General features: G+C 73.1%; 15 protein-coding genes. 13 read left to right on the forward strand and 2 right to left on the reverse strand.

What is annotated here, in order from left to right:
* Nucleotide 1: 1 nt before the first annotated feature.
* Entirely contained in the window at nucleotides 2-913 is a 912-nt protein-coding gene (locus ACH4D3_RS12590; protein WP_398320352.1) for an SDR family oxidoreductase, read from the reverse strand.
* Nucleotides 914-1,097: 184 nt separating this feature from the next.
* Here ACH4D3_RS12590 and ACH4D3_RS12595 point away from each other — a divergent pair, with 184 nt between their 5' ends.
* Nucleotides 1,098-1,568 (forward strand): MarR family winged helix-turn-helix transcriptional regulator, encoded by a 471-nt coding sequence (locus ACH4D3_RS12595; protein WP_398320354.1) that lies wholly within the window; start codon nucleotides 1,098-1,100, stop codon nucleotides 1,566-1,568.
* Between the two features lie 7 nt (nucleotides 1,569-1,575).
* Here ACH4D3_RS12595 and ACH4D3_RS12600 read toward each other — a convergent pair whose 3' ends face one another.
* A complete protein-coding gene (locus ACH4D3_RS12600) occupies nucleotides 1,576-2,580 on the reverse strand; it encodes a PaaX family transcriptional regulator C-terminal domain-containing protein (protein ID WP_398320356.1) in 1,005 nt (334 codons plus the stop codon).
* Between the two features lie 137 nt (nucleotides 2,581-2,717).
* Here ACH4D3_RS12600 and ACH4D3_RS12605 point away from each other — a divergent pair, with 137 nt between their 5' ends.
* The 12 genes from ACH4D3_RS12605 to ACH4D3_RS12660 all read left to right on the forward strand — a co-directional run bounded on the left by ACH4D3_RS12605 (nucleotide 2,718) and on the right by ACH4D3_RS12660 (nucleotide 15,814).
* A complete protein-coding gene (locus ACH4D3_RS12605) occupies nucleotides 2,718-3,641 on the forward strand; it encodes a transporter substrate-binding domain-containing protein (protein ID WP_398320359.1) in 924 nt (307 codons plus the stop codon).
* A 3-nt stretch (nucleotides 3,642-3,644) separates the two neighbouring features.
* The gene (locus ACH4D3_RS12610; protein WP_398320362.1) at nucleotides 3,645-4,574 is read left to right on the forward strand and encodes an amino acid ABC transporter permease; all 930 of its coding nucleotides are present in this window, start codon (nucleotides 3,645-3,647) and stop codon (nucleotides 4,572-4,574) included.
* Nucleotides 4,571-5,371, forward strand: coding sequence for an amino acid ABC transporter ATP-binding protein (locus ACH4D3_RS12615; RefSeq protein ID WP_398320365.1), 801 nt, complete (start codon nucleotides 4,571-4,573; stop codon nucleotides 5,369-5,371). Before ACH4D3_RS12610 ends, ACH4D3_RS12615 begins: the two co-directional genes overlap by 4 nt.
* The gene (locus ACH4D3_RS12620) at nucleotides 5,368-6,510 is read left to right on the forward strand and encodes a CapA family protein (protein ID WP_398320368.1); all 1,143 of its coding nucleotides are present in this window, start codon (nucleotides 5,368-5,370) and stop codon (nucleotides 6,508-6,510) included. Before ACH4D3_RS12615 ends, ACH4D3_RS12620 begins: the two co-directional genes overlap by 4 nt.
* Nucleotides 6,507-7,745 (forward strand): CaiB/BaiF CoA transferase family protein, encoded by a 1,239-nt coding sequence (locus tag ACH4D3_RS12625; RefSeq protein ID WP_398320371.1) that lies wholly within the window; start codon nucleotides 6,507-6,509, stop codon nucleotides 7,743-7,745. Before ACH4D3_RS12620 ends, ACH4D3_RS12625 begins: the two co-directional genes overlap by 4 nt.
* Nucleotides 7,746-7,804: 59 nt before the next feature.
* Nucleotides 7,805-8,956 carry a 2-hydroxyacyl-CoA dehydratase subunit D gene (locus ACH4D3_RS12630; protein ID WP_398320374.1) on the forward strand — a complete coding sequence of 384 codons (1,152 nt, stop codon included), beginning with the start codon at nucleotides 7,805-7,807 and terminating at the stop codon, nucleotides 8,954-8,956.
* A complete protein-coding gene (locus ACH4D3_RS12635; protein WP_398320377.1) occupies nucleotides 8,953-10,206 on the forward strand; it encodes a 2-hydroxyacyl-CoA dehydratase in 1,254 nt (417 codons plus the stop codon). Before ACH4D3_RS12630 ends, ACH4D3_RS12635 begins: the two co-directional genes overlap by 4 nt.
* Before the next feature lie 282 nt (nucleotides 10,207-10,488).
* Complete coding sequence (locus ACH4D3_RS12640; RefSeq protein WP_398320380.1) at nucleotides 10,489-10,710, forward strand: ferredoxin; 222 nt, start codon at nucleotides 10,489-10,491, stop codon at nucleotides 10,708-10,710.
* Nucleotides 10,711-10,822: 112 nt separating this feature from the next.
* On the forward strand, nucleotides 10,823-12,409 hold the full coding sequence (locus ACH4D3_RS12645; protein ID WP_398320383.1) for an ABC transporter substrate-binding protein: 1,587 nt from the start codon (nucleotides 10,823-10,825) through the stop codon (nucleotides 12,407-12,409).
* Complete coding sequence (locus tag ACH4D3_RS12650; RefSeq protein WP_398320386.1) at nucleotides 12,406-13,356, forward strand: ABC transporter permease; 951 nt, start codon at nucleotides 12,406-12,408, stop codon at nucleotides 13,354-13,356. The genes ACH4D3_RS12645 and ACH4D3_RS12650 overlap by 4 nt, the downstream gene beginning before the upstream one ends.
* The gene (locus ACH4D3_RS12655) at nucleotides 13,353-14,207 is read left to right on the forward strand and encodes an ABC transporter permease subunit (protein ID WP_398320389.1); all 855 of its coding nucleotides are present in this window, start codon (nucleotides 13,353-13,355) and stop codon (nucleotides 14,205-14,207) included. Before ACH4D3_RS12650 ends, ACH4D3_RS12655 begins: the two co-directional genes overlap by 4 nt.
* Nucleotides 14,204-15,814, forward strand: coding sequence for an ABC transporter ATP-binding protein (locus ACH4D3_RS12660; RefSeq protein WP_398320392.1), 1,611 nt, complete (start codon nucleotides 14,204-14,206; stop codon nucleotides 15,812-15,814). Before ACH4D3_RS12655 ends, ACH4D3_RS12660 begins: the two co-directional genes overlap by 4 nt.
* Nucleotides 15,815-15,858: the final 44 nt, after the last annotated feature.

The raw sequence follows: 15,858 nt of genomic DNA on the forward strand, positions 1-15,858 counted from the left end.
GTCAGGCCTCCGGTGCCTTGGGAGCGGGGATGCCGAACGTCTCGGGGGCGGCGCCGACGCCGTCGTGCCAGCGCTCGCCGATCGCGTCGGCGCTCCAGCCGCCGTCGGCGAAGGCGACCGCCGCCTCCTTGGGGTGGGCCCACAGGGCCAGCCGGTCGCCGCCGATGCCGATGGCCTGTCCGGTGACGTCCTTGGCGGTGTCCGAGGCGAGGAAGGTGATCAGACCGGCCACGTCCTCGACGGTGCCGAGTCCCTCGTCCTTGCGCAGCCAGTCCGGCAGGGGCGCGCCGGTGCGCTCGGCCTCCTCGATGACCGGGGCGAAGGCCGGGATGGTCTTGGTCATCTCGGTGGCGGCGACGGGGACGACCGCGTTGACGGTGATGCCCGCCCGGGCCAGCTCCAGTGCCCAGGTCCGGGCCATCGCCACGATGCCGGCCTTGGCGGCGGCGTAGTTGGTCTGGCCGAAGTTGCCGCGCTGGCCGGCGGGGGAGGAGATCAGGATCAGCCGTCCGCCGTCACCCTGCTCGCGCATCCGCACCGCCGCGGCCCGGGCGCAGGTGAAGGTGCCGCGCAGGTGGACCTTGACCACGGAGTCGAAGTCGTCGTCCGTCATCTTCCACAGCACCCGGTCGCGGAGGATGCCGGCGTTGGTGACGAGGACGTCCAGCCGGCCGAACTCGCGCACCGCCGCCTCGGTGAGCCGTTCGGCGGCCTCGCTGTCGCCCACGGCGGCCACGACGCCGGTGGCCCGGCCGCCGGCCGCGGTGATGGCGCCGACCGCCTCGTCGACCACGTGGGCGTCGGTGTCGTTGACCACGACGGCGGCGCCGGCGGCGGCCAGGGCCCGGGCGTAGGCGAGTCCCAGTCCGCGTCCGCTCCCGGTGACGACGGCGACCTTGCCCTGCAGATCCATGACTGTGCCTCTTCCTGATGGCGGTGGGATTCCCGTGGAGCGGTGCGGCGGGCCGGGCCGGCACCCACGATAGATCGACAGGAATCCTGTCGGTTGGCTCAGTGTTCTCTTTCAACAGGAATCCTGTCAATGGCTTAGGGTGGTCCACCGTGAGACACGGATCTGCAGTCGGTGGAGGCACACGATGACGCGCACGCGAACGCCGGACCGGCCCGCGGGGGACGCCGGGTCCGAGACCGGAGCGGGGCCGTCGCTGCTCTACCTGCTCAAGCGGACCGAGCTGGTGGTCCGCGCGCGCCTGGAGGAGGTGCTCAAGCCCGCCGGCGTCACCGCCCTGCAGTACACGGCGCTGACCGTGCTGGAGCGCCACGACGGCATCTCCGCCGCGCAGTTGGCCCGCGACTCGTTCGTGACGGCGCAGTCGATGGCGGACATGGTGCGCGCGCTGGAGAGCCGGGGTCTGGTGCGACGCGAGCCGAACCCGTCGAACCGGCGGGAGAAGGTGATCCTGCTCGCGGACGCCGGGCGACGGCTGCTCGCGGACTACGCCGAACCGGCCCGGCTCCTGGAGCGGCGCATGGTGGCGGAGCTCGGCCCCGCCGACGTCCAGCGCTTCCGTGACGCCCTGAAGAGCGCGCACCGCGCGCTGTCCTGACCCGGGTTCAGGACTTCGAGCGCGTCACCTCGTCCAGCCGCCGTGCCGCCGCGGCCTGCTCGAACGGGGTGTCCCCGTGCGCCCTGCGGTCGCCCAGTGAGGCGTACAGGTCGGCTATGGCCGCGGAGTCGTGATGGGAGGCCAGTTCTGCCAGTGCGGGTGAGACCGTGCCGAGGATCTGCCGGAACCGCAGTTCGGCCAGGGGGCCCAGGCGGTCGTAGATCTCCAGGAAGACCTGCTGGGCGCGCGGCCGGTCCCAGTCGGACGGCAGCAGCTCGGCCGGCAGGTCCGGGTCGGTCTCGGGGAACCGCCGCCAGGCCACCCGGAGTTCGGTGCGGGTGCGCAGTGCCTCGGCCGGGCTGATCAGGCCCGCCGCGAGGCTTTGCAGCACCGGCTCGTAGCGTTCGGTGAAGGCGCGGTACTCCTTGCTCAGCGACGTCAGGTCGAACGCCGAGGCCGGGTCGCCCCGGCGGGTGCCGGGCACCGCCGCGCAGCGCAGTACGGTCGCCGTCTCGATGCCGAGTTCCCGCAGCAGTGCCTGCGCGTCGGCGCCGAGGTCGTGGGGTGACACCCATACGCCGTCGTACAGCGCGGCGAACCGCAGCAGCCGCAGGCGGGAGCGGAGCGCGGTGCGAAGACCGCGGGCCTGCTCGGGGACGGAAAACGCGACGACCGTCCACCGTCCGTCCCACTCGGGCGCGGTCGTGCCGAAGGTCAGCATCCGGTGGGTGCGTTCGACGATGACCTCGGAGGTGCGCGCCGGGATCCCGTACGCCGTGGTGCGTCCGCTGCGGGAGGTGTCCAGGAGCCCGCGGGCCGCCAGCCGGCGCATCGCGGCCCTGGCGCCGTCGGACGTCACGTCGAAGTCGGCGAGCAGTCTCACCAGGGCTGTGGCGGGGATGTGTTCGTCGCGCCAGTACCAGAAGTCGCCCAGCAGGGACGTCAGCAGGAGTTGGGGCTCCGCCCCGTTCTGAGCCCGGGGCAGCTCGGCCTTCGGCAGGTCCTTCCCCATGGCACCTCAGTTCCCTCAGGGGTCTTCGCGTCGCGTCGAAGTATCGCACGACTCTTGTCATAGGCGACACCTCATGCGACGCTCGGCATCGATACCGACAATGACGCGGATCTCCTCCCATGCAAGGGAACACCTTCATGAGTAACTTTCGAGGCCACCATCGGTGGCGAACATGTTGCACCCTCACAACCGCGCTGGTCTCCGCCATGGCACTCGCCGGCTGCGCCGCGGACGAGGAGGACGGGGTTTCCAAGCCCTCCATTCCCGAGGTGACCGCCCTTCACGACGCACTGCCGCAGTCGGTCAGGGACTCCGGTGTCCTGCGGTTCGCGGGTGACTCGCACCCGCCCTTCCGCTCGGTCGGCGCCGACGGCTCCGTGACGGGCATCGACCAGGACCTGCAGGAAGCGCTCGGGCAGGTACTCGGAGTACGCACCGAGATCAAGATCGTGAACAACCTCCCCGCCGCGCTCCAGGGCATGCTCAGCGGACGCTACAACGGCTTCAACGGGCCCGTGCAGGCCACCGCCGAGCGCGAGCGCCAGTTCGACACCATCACCTGGATGACCAGCCGCACGTCCTACGTCGTGCCCAAGGCCGGCAGGACCCGGATCTCCTCCGCCGCCGACCTGTGCGGAAAGCAGGTCGCCGTGGTGAAGTCGAGCATCGTCGAGAGTCAGCTGGCCAAGCTGTCCGCGTACTGCACCGACCAGGGCAAGCAGGCCACCAGGTCGATCGGACTGGACGACACCAACGCCACCCTCCTCGCCGCCCAGTCCGGCCGTGCCGACGCCGCCGGGATGACCCAGGCCGCCGCCATCGACGTCACCGGCTCCCAGTCGGACAAGTACGACTACGTCACCCAGACCGAGGAGCAGGGGGCCACCACCGACAACCTCGCCCTCCTCGTGCCCAGGGAGAGCAAGCTCGGCCCGGTGATCCAGAAGGCCTTCCAGAAGCTCGTCGACGACGGTGAGTACCGACGCGTCATGGAGCACTGGGGACTGAAGGACGTGATGGTCGACGAACCCGTCCTCAACATCGCCAGCAAAGAGAGCTGAACCGTGGCCGGACCCATCCCACTGACGGAGAGCAGGATCCCCACCGACCCGAAGACCGACGACGTCGCCCTGTCCAGGCGGCGCGTGCGGCCCTGGCGGGTGGTGGCCGGCGTGGTACTCGCGCTCGTCGCCGTGCTCCTCGTCCATTTCCTGGTGACCAATCCGCGCCTGGAGTGGGGCGTCGTCGCGGAGTACCTCTTCGAACCCTCGGTGCTCTCCGGGCTCGGCACCACCGTGTGGCTCGCCGTCGCGGCCACCGTCGTCGGCGCCGCCGTCGGCGCGGTGCTCGCCGCGGCGCAGATGTCCCAGTTCCCGCCGGTCCGTTGGGCGGCCACGCTCTACATCGGCGTGTTCCGCGGCATCCCGCCCCTGGTGCAGCTCATCTTCTGGTTCAACCTCGCCTACCTCCTGCCGCGCATCTCCCTCGGCATCCCGTTCGGCCCGGAGTTCGCCTCCTGGGACGCCAACGAGGTGATCACGCCGGTCACGGCCGCCGTCATCGGCCTGTCACTGGTCGAGTCCGCGTACCTGGCGGAGATCATCCGCGGTGGACTGCTGGGCGTGGAGCAGGGACAGCGCGACGCGGCCCGGGCGATGGGCTTCACCCCTGCCCAGACCTTCTTCCGGGTGGTGATCCCGCAGGCGATGCGCGTGATCATCCCGCCGGCCGGCAGCCAGTTCATCAGCGTGCTCAAGGGGACGGCGCTGGTCTCGGTGATCGCCATGTCCGACCTGCTGCACTCGGTCCAGGTCGTCTACAACCGCACCTACGAGATCGTCCCCATGCTCATCGTGGCCTGTCTCTGGTACCTCGCCGTGGTCACCCTGTTCACCGTCGGACAGCGCTGGCTGGAACGGCACTTCTCCCGGGGCCACACCGTCGGCGGCCCGGCCCGCCGCCCGAAGAAGACCACGGACGGAGCGTCCGCATGACCACTGGACCCGCCCTGCGCGTGCGGGGCATACGCAAGAACTTCGGCGACCACGCCGCCCTCGACGGAGTCGACCTCGACGTCGCCGACGGAGAGGTCGTCACGATCATCGGGCCCTCCGGCTCCGGCAAGTCCACCCTCATCCGGTGCGTGCACCAACTGGAGACCATCGACTCCGGCGCGATCCACCTGGACGGCGAACTGCTCGGCCACGAACACCACCGCGGCGCCCTGCGCCCCCTCGGCGCCCGCCGGGTCGCCGCCCAGCGCGGCCGGATGAGCATGGTCTTCCAGCAGTTCCACCTCATCCCGCACTTCACCGTGCTCCGCAACATCACCGAGGCCCCGGTCCGCGTCCACGGCAGGTCCCGGGAGGAGGCCGAGGCCGAGGGACGTGACCTGCTCGCACGCGTCGGACTCGCCGACCGCGCCGCCCACTACCCGCGTCAGCTCTCGGGAGGCCAGCAGCAGCGGGTGGCGATCGCGCGGGCCGTCGCGGCCCGGCCGCGCGTGATGCTCTTCGACGAACCCACCAGTGCCCTCGATCCCGAACTCGTCGACGAGGTACTCGCCGTCATGCGGAAGCTGGCCACCGAGGGCATGACGATGGTCGTGGTGACCCACGAGATCGCCTTCGCCCGCGAGGTCGCCGACCGCTGCGTCTTCATGGAGGCGGGCCGCATCGTCGAGAGCGGAACGCCCGCCGAGATGCTCACCAACCCCCGTACCGCGCGCCTGCGTTCGTTCCTCGCCCGGCACCGCCACAGCAACGACTCACCTCAGGAGCCCGTCTCGTGATCACCGTCGCCTCGGTCGGGGACCTCATCCTCGACGAGCCCGATCCCGCCTCGTTCCTGGCCCCCTCGGCACCCCTGCTGAGCGCCGCGGACGTCACCGTCGGGCACGTCGAGGTCCCGCACTCGACCACCACCGTCCAGCAGAGCACCGACGTCCCCGCACCCCCGGCCGACCCCGCCGCCCTCACGGCGCTCGCCCAGGCCGGCTTCGACGTCGTCACACTCGCCGGGAACCACATCTACGACGCGGGCGACACCGGCGTCGCCGACACCGTCGCACACGCCCGTCGGGCCGGCCTGGCCACCGTCGGCGCCGGAGCGAACCTCGACGAGGCGAGCACCCCCGCCCTGGTCGAGCGCGGCGGGCTGCGGATCGGTGTCCTCTCCTACAACTGCGTGGGCCCGCGCGAATCCTGGGCCACCTCGCGCAAGGCGGGCTGCGCCTACGTCCACGTCCTCACCCACTACGAACTCGACCACGCCAGCCCCGGCGGCCCGCCGAAGACCTACACCTTCGCCGACCCGGACAGCCTGACCCGCCTCCAGACCGACGTGGCGGCCCTGCGCGAGCGCGCCGACGTCGTCCTCGTCGGTCTCCACAAGGGTGTCGGCCACACCCCGGCCGCCGTCGCCATGTACGAGTCACCGGTGGCCCGCGCCGCCATCGACGCCGGCGCCGACGCCGTCTTCGGCCACCACGCCCACATCATGCGGGGCATCGAGACCTACCGGGGCCGCCCCATCTTCCACGGCCTCGGCAACTTCGTCACCGTCACCCGTGCGCTGACACCGGACGCGAGCAGCCGCTCCAGCGCGGAACTGACCGCATGGGCCCGCCGCCGCAAGGAGCTGTACGGCTTCGCCCCGGATCCCGGCATGCCCGCCTACCCCTTCCACCCGGAGAGCCGCAACACCGCGATCGCCGTGTGCCGTTTCGACGGCGAAGGCCTCGTCGAGGCGGGCTTCGAACCCTGCCGGATCGACGACCTGGGGCGCCCGGTGCCCTGCGGCGGCACCGACGAGGGCCGACGGGTCACCGACTACATCGAGCACATCACCCGCACCGCGGGCCTGAACGGCCGGTTCGTCCGCGAGGACGGCCGCGTCGTGATCGAGCTGAACACCGAGAGGGCATCATGAGCGACCAGCCACTGGCCGGACGGACCGTCATCGACCTGACCACCGCGCTGGCCGGCCCCTACGCCACCCTGCTCCTGGCCGGGCTCGGAGCCACCGTCATCAAGGTCGAGAACCCGGCCACCGGCGGTGACTCCTCGCGCAACAACGCCCCCTACGTCGGCGGCGACGGCCTCTCCGTGTCCCGGCGGAGCCCCGACGACATGTCCGTCTCGATGCTCGCCCGCGGCCGCAACAAGCTCAGCGTCACCCTCAACCTCAAGGACACGCGCTCCCGGCGGGTCTTCGAGGACCTCGTACGCGACGCCGACGTCCTCGTGGAGAACTACAGCCCCGGCGTCACCGGCCGTCTCGGCATCGACTACGCCGCCGTCCACGAGCTCAACCCGCGGCTCGTCTACACGTCCATCACCGGCTTCGGCAGCCAGGGCGGCCCCGGCTCCGGCAAGGCAATGGACTCCATCATCCAGGCGCTGTCCGGCGTCATGCTCACCGCGGGCGAGCCGGAGGAGGGACCGGTGCGCTTCGGACTGCCCGTCGGCGACATGCTCGCCCCGCTGTTCGCGGTCATCGGCACCCTGTCGGCGCTCATGCAGGCCGACCAGAGCGGCGAGGGACAGCACGTCGACGTCTCCATGCTCGGGGCGCTCACCTCTCTGGTGGCGTGCGAGCCCTTCGACGCCTTCGCGGCGGTCGGCATGCCGCAGCGCACCGGCGCGATGGTCCCGCGCCTCGCCCCCTTCGGCATCCTGCCCACCGCTGACGGACACATAGCCCTGTCCGCGCCCACCGACGCCTTCGCCCACGGTGCCCTGCGTGCCGTCGGCCGGCCCGACCTGATCGACGACGCCCGCTTCCACAGCCGCGACCAGCGGGTCCGCCACGCCGACGAGATCCACGCCCTGATCCGGGAGTGGAGCAGCGCCCGCCCCACGGCCGAGGCCCTCGACGCGTTCACCGAGCACGGCGTGCCGGCCGCCGAGGTGCGCGACCCCAGGGACGCCGTACGGGACCCGCTCGTGCGGCAGCGCGAGGAGGTCGTTCCCGTCACCCACCCCACCCTCGGCCCCGTCGAGGGTCTGGCCACCACCGGAGTCCCCATCAGGTTCTCCGCCGCCCGAGCGGGCTTCGACCGGCCCGCCCCGGCGCTCGGCGAGCACAACGACGCGGTGTACCGCGAGCGGCTCGGCTACAGCCCCGAGGAACTCGCCGAGCTGGCCGCCGAGTCGGTGATCTGAACCCGCCGCACCCGGGTCGCCGCTCCACCGCACACCCGCACCACCTGGAGGAACTCCCCATGTCCGCTGCCCTCGCGCGGCTCACCTCCCACGGCACCGACCGCCGCGCGGCCGCCGACGAGTTCAGAGCACGCCACCACGGCGGGGTGATCGGCTACGTCGGCGCCGACGTCCCCGTCGAGTACATCACCGCCGCCGGACTGCTGCCCCTGCGCCTGTCCGGCAGCCCCGGCACCCCGAGCACGGCCGGCGACCGCTACCTCGGCACCGGCCTGGACCCGGCGGCCCGCTCCGTCCTCACCCGCCTGCTCGCAGGCGACTTCGGCCCACTGGACGGAATCGTCGTCTCCCGCGACTGCGAGGCGTCACTGCGGTTGTTCTACGCACTGCGCGAACTGCGCCGCGTGGACCCCGCCCTGGCCCTGCCGCCGGTGCACCTGGTCGACGTACTGCACCTGCCGCACCGCACCACCACGCGCTACGTGCGTGCCAAGCTCGGCCAGTTGCGCGCCACAGTAGAGACCTGGGCCGGCCGGCCTATCGACGACCGTGCACTCGCCGACGCCATCACCGCCCACGACCGGCTCCGCGAGCTGCTCACCCGGGTCGCCGCCCTGCGCCGGTCGCGGCCGGCCCGCCTCACCGGTACCCAGACGCTCGCCGTCGTGGCCGCGACCACCGCACTGCCCGTCGGGCGTGCCACCGCACTCCTCGAAGGACTGCTCGCCGAGGCGGACCACCTGCCCGAGCACGAAGGACTCAGAGTGTTCCTCACCGGAAGCCCGCACGACACGGGACACGTCTACACCGCCCTGGAGGACGGCGGCCTGCTCGTCGTCGGCGAGGACCACGACTGGGGGGACCTGCTCTCCCTGCGCCGGACCGCCGCCCCCACCGAGGCCGCGCTCGCCGAGCGCTACCAGTACAACGGGCCCGCGGCCCCCCGCGCCTCGATCCGCGCCCGAGCCGGACACACCCGGCGTGCCGCGCGGGAGTGCGGTGCGCAGGCACTCGTCTGTTACGCCCGGGTGCGCGACGACGCCCCGGGCTGGGACTACCCGGCCCAGCGGGAGGCGACCGGACTGCCGGCCGTGCTGCTGAACCGGCAGCCGTACGGCGCGCTCGGCGCCGAGGCGGCCGAGGAACTGGCGGGGCTGAGGAGGACGATGCGACCGACCGGGCCGCGTGCCCGCGCGGAGGCCGCCCGATGAGCGCCGACCGACTGGCCTCCGCGTCGGCGGCGACCGCCCACCAGCGGCAGTGGTTCGCCGACCTCAGGAAGGAGGTCGCGGACGGCGGGCACCTCGCGCTGGTCAACGCCGACGCCCCCCAGGAGATCTTCCGCGCCATGGGCATCCCGTACGTCGTCAACCAGTGGTGGTCCTCGATCGTCACGGCCAAACGACGCGCCCAGGACTACCTAGGGCTGCTGCGCGAGCGGGGCTACCCCGACGACAGCGAGCAGTACAGTTCCATCCCCCTGGCCTCGGCCTTCGACCCGGACCCGGCGAACGCGCCCTGGGGCGGACTGCCCCGGCCCTCCATCGTCCTCGCGGAGACCACGGGCGACGCCTCCCGGAAGATCTTCGACATCTGGGACACCCAACCCGGCGTCTCCTTCTACCCCCTGGAGAGCGCCGCCGAGAACGACGTCCCCACGCGCTGGTGGGAACTGATGCCGCGGGACTGGGAACGGGCTGTCGGCAGCGACCGCCTGGACCTCATGACCGGCGAACTCGAAGGCCTGATCAGGTTCCTGGAGCAGACCACCGGCCGAGTCTTCTCCGAGACCCGCTTCGCCGAGGTCATGACCCTCGTCAACGAGCAGCAGGAGTGGAACCGCCGCACCCGCGACCTGATCGCCCGGGCACGTCCCTGCCCGCTGCCCGTCAACGACAGCATCCCCAGCGTGATGATCCCGCAGTGGCACCGCGGCACCACCTGGGCGCGCGACGCCGCCCGCGCCTTCCACGACGAGGTCGCCGAGCGTGTGTCCACCGCGACGTCCGTCTGCCCGGACGAACGGGCCAGGCTCATGTGGATCGGCCGCGGGCTCTGGTTCGACCTCGACTTCTACCGGCGCTTCGAGGAGAGCCACGGCGCGGTGTTCGTCTGGTCCATGTACCTCGCGATCGCCGCCGACGGCTACCTGCGCTACGGCGGCGACCCGCTGCGCGCCCTCGCCGCCCGCTTCGCGGCCTTCTCCGACCAGCTCTACACGCCGCCCTGGTCGGCCGAGTGGTACGTGAAGGAGGCCCGCCACCACGGCGTCGACGGCGTGGTGCACCTGGTCTCCGAGGACGCCCGCGGGAGCTACTTCACCACACGTGCCCTCGAGGCCGCCGGCATCCCGGTGCTCGAACTGCACGCCGACAACGTGGACGCCCGCGGCGCCGACGGCGATGCCCTCACCCGCACCGTCGGCGGCTGGCTGGACCGGCACGTCCTCGCCGGTGACTGAACCGGCGCCGGCCCTGCGGAGGGCGCTTTCCCTCGCCGGCGTACTCCTGGTCCGCCGGACGCCGCTCGACGCGCGCGGGTGGTCTTCCGGACCCCGAAGGCCCCGCCGGACGACTCCCCGGCCCGGCCGGCCAACCGGTTCGGGCCGCCCGGGGTGACCGAGCCGGACCAGTGCCCGGTCCTCAGCCGCTCCGCCATCGATGGTTGAAGATGAATGTCGTTTTCGATTAATGTCTGGTCATCGCGTGTCGGCCGCGCCCGCGGCCGCAGGGGAGGGGCCCTCATGTCCTTGGCAGATCAGGCGTTCGGAGCCGGGAGAGTCGGCGTCGAGCGGGACCGGTGTGTCGGGGCGGGGCAGTGCGTCCTCGCCGCGCCGGGTGTCTTCGACCAGGACGAGGACGACGGGCTCGTGCGCGTGCTCGCCGAGAGGCCCGCCGCGGCCGAGTCGGACGCCGTGCGTGCGGCCGTGCGGGCCTGCCCGTCCGGAGCGCTCACCCTTCGGTAGCCCGTGCGGGCCGCCCGTCCTCCGGCCTCCCGCCTCGCCCCACCTCGTCACCTCACGCGCCGCAGGGGTCTCGCGGCGCCCGGTTCAGCTCAGCAGAACGTCAAGGAGAAGCATGTCCAGACAGATCGATCGCCGTGCCTTCCTCCGTCGCGGCGCGGCCGGCGCCGCGGCTCTCGCGGTGGGACCCGGCCTGCTGGCGGCGTGCTCCACCGACGAGCCCGGCTCCGCCGGAAAGCCCGGACCGGGGTCCTCGTCCCGCTCCGGCGGCACGCTCCGCGCCGCCTTCGTCGGCGGCGGCGCCTCCGAGACCCTCGACTTCTTCAACGGCCCCTCCGCACTGGACCTCGTACGGGCCCGGGCCTGGCACGGCACGCTGGGCAACCTCGATCCCAGCGGTCCCGACGGGGTGCGGTACGGCGTGCTCAAGGGGATCGACATCGCCGACGACCTGTCGGCCTACACCCTGCACGTGCGGCCCGGCGTCCGCTTCACCGACGGCTCCCGGCTGACCTCCGCCGACATCCTGCACTCGCTCAGCAGGCTCGCGGCCCGGAGCAAACTGCCCGTGTACCGGCTCGCCGCCGCCAACTTCGACCTCGCGCGCGCCAAGGCCGACGGCGACCTGAAGGTCGTACTGCCCACCCTGCGGCCCATAGCCGACGGCCGCCTGATCCTCTGCCAGGGAAACTTCCTCGTCGTCAAGGACGGCACCAAGGACTTCCGCAAGGGCATGCCCAGCTGCGGCCCCTTCCGGCTGACCGGATTCACGCCCGGCCAGGGCTCGGCGTTCGAGCGCTACGACGACCACTACGGCCACGTGCCCCACCTCGACGGCCTGGAGCTGCGGTCCATCGCGGACTCGACGGCCAGGGCGGGGGCGCTCACCGGCGGCGCGGTCGACTTCGCCCACGACCTCTCACCCGTCACCGCGCGCACCCTCGCGGACGACGCCAAGGTCGAACTGGCGCCCACGAAGAGTCCCTACCTGGTCGGTCTCTCCTTCCAGCTGAACATGGGCGCCGAGCCCTTCGACGACCCGCGGGTCAGGGAGGCGTTCAAACTCGCGGTCGACCGCGAGGCCATGGTGAAGACCGTGTTCTACGGCAACGCCGAGATCGGCAACGACCTGCCCTCCCTCGGCTTCCCCGACTACGCCGACACCATCCCCCAGCGCGCCCACGACCCCGGGCGGGCCCGCGCCCTCCTCAAGGAGGCCGGTGCCGACGGGGTGAAGGTCCGGCTGACCACCGGCCCCGAGACGCCGGGCATGGTGGAGATGGCCACCCTCTTCGTCGAGGACCTGAAGAAGATCGGCGTGCGGGCGTCCGTCCGCGAGCTGCCCCCGGGCCAGCTCTACGCCGACTTCCCCGCGTACTCGGCACTGCCGCTGGCCGGCTCGTACCAGATGCCCATTCCCGCGCTGTCGACCTACCAGATGAACACGGCGGGCGGATCGCCGTCCGCGTTCGGCTGGAAGAAGTCCGAGACCGATGCCCTGGTGGCCGAGGCGCGCGCCGAGCGCGACCCGGAGCGCGCGCGGGAACTGGGCACGCGGGCCCAGCGCACGCGTTGGGACGAGGGCAACCAGGTGGTGCCGGTCTTCAAGCCGAACCTGAACGCCCGGGCCAAGGGGGTCGACGGGATCGCCGACGACCTCTTCGAACAGTTCCCCGGCTTCTCCCGGGCGTCGCTGGCGTGAACCTGCTCGCCTTCGCGGCCCGTCGCCTCGCGGGGGCGGCCGTCCTGCTCGTCCTGCTGTCGGCCGCCGTCTTCGCGGCCACGGCGGTCCTCCCCGGAGACGCCGTCAGCGCGGTCGCCGGCGTGGACGCCTCCGAGGCGCAACGCGCCGAGGTCCGGACCGAACTCGGGCTGGACCGGCCCGCCGTCCAGCGGTACGCCGACTGGGCGGCGGGCGCGGTCCGGGGGGATCTGGGGCGCGGCTTCGTGGGGGAGCGGCCGGTCGCCGACGTGCTCGCCACCCGCCTGCCCAACAGCCTGCTCCTAGCCGCACTGACACTCGCGGTCACCGCACCGCTCGCCACGCTGCTCGGCCTGTGGACGGGGCTGCGCGGCGGCGTCGCCGACCGGGTCGTCTCGACGTCCGCCCAGATCCTGGCCGCCGTACCGGAGTTCGTCGTCGCCGCACTGCTCGTCGCGGTACTGGCGGTGTGGCTGGAGGTGCTGCCGCGGGTCTCCGTCATCCCCCTGGGAGGCACCCCGCTCGACGTCCCGGACGCTCTGGTGCTGCCCGTGCTGACGCTCAGCGCGGTCGGCCTGGCGGTGGCCACCAGACTGCTGCGGGCCTCCGTCGCGGACACCGCGGCCACCCCGTACTGCGAAGCCGCACGGCTCAACGGCGTGCGCGGCGTGCGACTCGCGGTACGCCACATCCTGCCCAACGCGGCGGGACCGGCCGTACAGGCGCTCACCCTCACCACGGGGGCCCTGGTCGGCTCCGCGGTGGTGGTGGAGAACGTCTTCGACTACCCGGGCATCGGCCGGGAGCTGCAACTGGCCGTCGCGGCACGGGACGTGCCGATGGTGCAGGGCATCGCCACCGCCCTGGTCGCGGTGATGCTCGCGGTGCTGCTCCTGGGCGACGTCTGCGCGCGGCTGCTGGGGGCACGGGAGGGACACGGCCGATGACGACGGTACTGACACCACCGCGGCGGCGGGCACGCACGGTCCGCACCGCAGGACGCCGGCGGCCGCCGCTGCTCACCGGGGCCCTCACGCTGCTCGTACTCCTCCTCGCCCTGCTGGGTCCGCTGGTCGCGCCGCACAGCCCCACCGCGCAGCTCGCCGCGCCCTTCCAGCAGCCGGACGGGCGGTTCCTCCTCGGCACCGACGTGCTGGGCAGGGACGTGGCGAGCCGGGTGCTGGGCGGCGGCCGCACCATCGTCCTCACCGCGCTGGCGGGAACGGCGGCGGCCGGCGCCGTCGGCATGACCGCCGGAGTCCTGGCGGCCATGGTCTCCCGCCGGCTCGGCGACCTGACGGTCCGCTGTGTGGACGCCCTCGCCGTGCTCCCCGCCCTCCTGGTCGTCCTCGTGCTGGCCGCCGGTTTCCCCGGCAGCGACGCCGCCCTCGTGACAGCCGTCGCCCTGGCCACCGCGCCCTTCTCCACCCGGGTGCTGCGCGCCGCGGCGGACACGGTGCTGCACAGCGGGTACGTCGAGGCGGCCCTGGCCCGGGGCGACACCCGCAGGGCGGTGCTGCGCCACGACGTGCTGCCCAACATCGCCGGACCGGCCCTCATGGACACCGCCCTGCGCCTGGTCGCCTCCCTGCACCTCACCGCCACCGCGGGCTTTCTCGGCCTGGGACGGGGAGGAGCGGCGCCCGACTGGGGACGCATGGTGAGCGAGAACGCCCCCGGGGCGACACTGGCCGCCGCGCCCCTCCTCGCGCCCGCCCTGCTGCTCGTACTGCTGTCCGTCTGCGTCGGTCTGCTGGCCGGACGACTGGCGGACACGATGGGGAAGGGAGCCGCATGACGGGGGACGTGACCGCGCGCCCGTCGGGGCCGGACCCGCTGGCCGAGATCAGCGGGCTGACCCTCGGCCCGGCGCGGGGCGGCGCGCCAGTCCTGCACGACGCCCGCCTCACGGTGCCGCGCGGACGGGTGCTGGGGGTGGTCGGCCGGTCCGGATCGGGCAAGAGCAGCCTGGCGTACAGCCTGCTCGGGCATGTCCGCCCGGGCCTGGAGGTGCGTTCCGGAACCGTCCGCGTGGCTGGTCTCGACCCGTTCGACCGCGCGGACGCCCGCCGACTGCGGGGCCGCGTGGTGTCGTTCCTGGGGCAGGACCCCGCCTCCTCGCTCAACCCCGCCCTCCGGATCGGCACGCAGATCGCCGAAGCGGTCAGGCTGCGCTCGCCCGCGAGGCGTGCGCACGAGGTCCGTGCGCAGGTCGAGGAACTGCTGCTGTCCGTGCGGCTGCCGGCCGACCGGGCGTTCCGGCGGCGGCTGCCGCGCCAGGTGTCGGGAGGGCAGGCGCAACGGGTCGCCCTCGCCCTCGCCCTGGCGGGTTCGCCCGCTCTCCTGGTCCTCGACGAGCCCACCAGCGGTCTGGACACGGTGCTGGCGGACCGGATGCGCGGTCTGTTGGCCGAGGTCCTGTCCGACGGGGACCGTGCCGCGTTGCTGGTCAGCCACGACCCGGCGTGGATCGCGTCCGTGGCGCACGACGTCGTCCGCCTTGAGGGAGGCCGGATCGCCGGTGCCGGGAAGCCCGACGCGCCGGTGCCCGCCCCGCGGTCGTCCGCGGGCTTCCCGGGCTTCCCGACCGGCGGCGGCCCCGGGCCGGGCGGTGCGCCGCGCAGCGGGTCCGGCGGCGGGCCGCGTACCGGCTCCGGCGGCGCGCTGTCCGTGCGCGGGCTGGACGCGGCCCACGGGCGTGAGTCCGTGCTGCGCGACATCTCCCTCACCGTCCCGGCAGGTTCCTGCACCGCCGTCGTGGGTCCCTCGGGCTCCGGCAAGACCACCCTCGCCCGCTGCCTCGCGGGGCTGCACCGGCCCGTGCGGGGGAGCGTCGAGTGGCGGGAGTACGGTGCGGAGGGAGGGCGCGGCGCCCCGGTACAGCTCGTCGCGCAGGACGCGCGCGGCGCCCTCAACCCGAGGGAGTCCGTGCGCGCCGCGCTCATGCGCCCCCTCGGGCGGCGCCATTCCGCCGCCGACGCCGCCCGCGAAGCCGTACGGCTGCTCGACCTGGTCTCGCTGGACGCCGACGTGCTGGCCCGCCGGCCGGGCGAGCTGTCGGGAGGTCAGCGCCAACGCGTCGCGCTGGCCCGGACGCTGGCCGCGCAGCCGCGTGTCCTGGTCTGTGACGAGATCACCTCCGCGCTGGACCGGGGGACGGCGAGCGGGATCCTGGACCTGCTGGACTCGCTGCGCCGGACGCTGGGAGTGACGGTCGTGATGGTGACGCACGACCTGACGGCCGCCGCCCAGCACGCGGAGCGGGTCGTCGTCCTGGACGCGGGCCGGGTGGCCGAGTCCGGTCCCGTGCACCGGGTGCTCACCGCCCCCGAGCACGCCGTCACCAGGGCGTTGCTCGCCCACGCCGACGGTGCCGTCGTCGCCGTACCGGATCGGCGGCGGTGAAGGACGTCCTACGGCAGGCGGGAGGAGCGCCCAGGGCACCGGGC

Source organism: Streptomyces sp. NPDC018026, assembly GCF_044327745.1.
GTDB classification, from domain to species: Bacteria; Actinomycetota; Actinomycetes; order Streptomycetales; family Streptomycetaceae; genus Streptomyces; species Streptomyces rubrogriseus.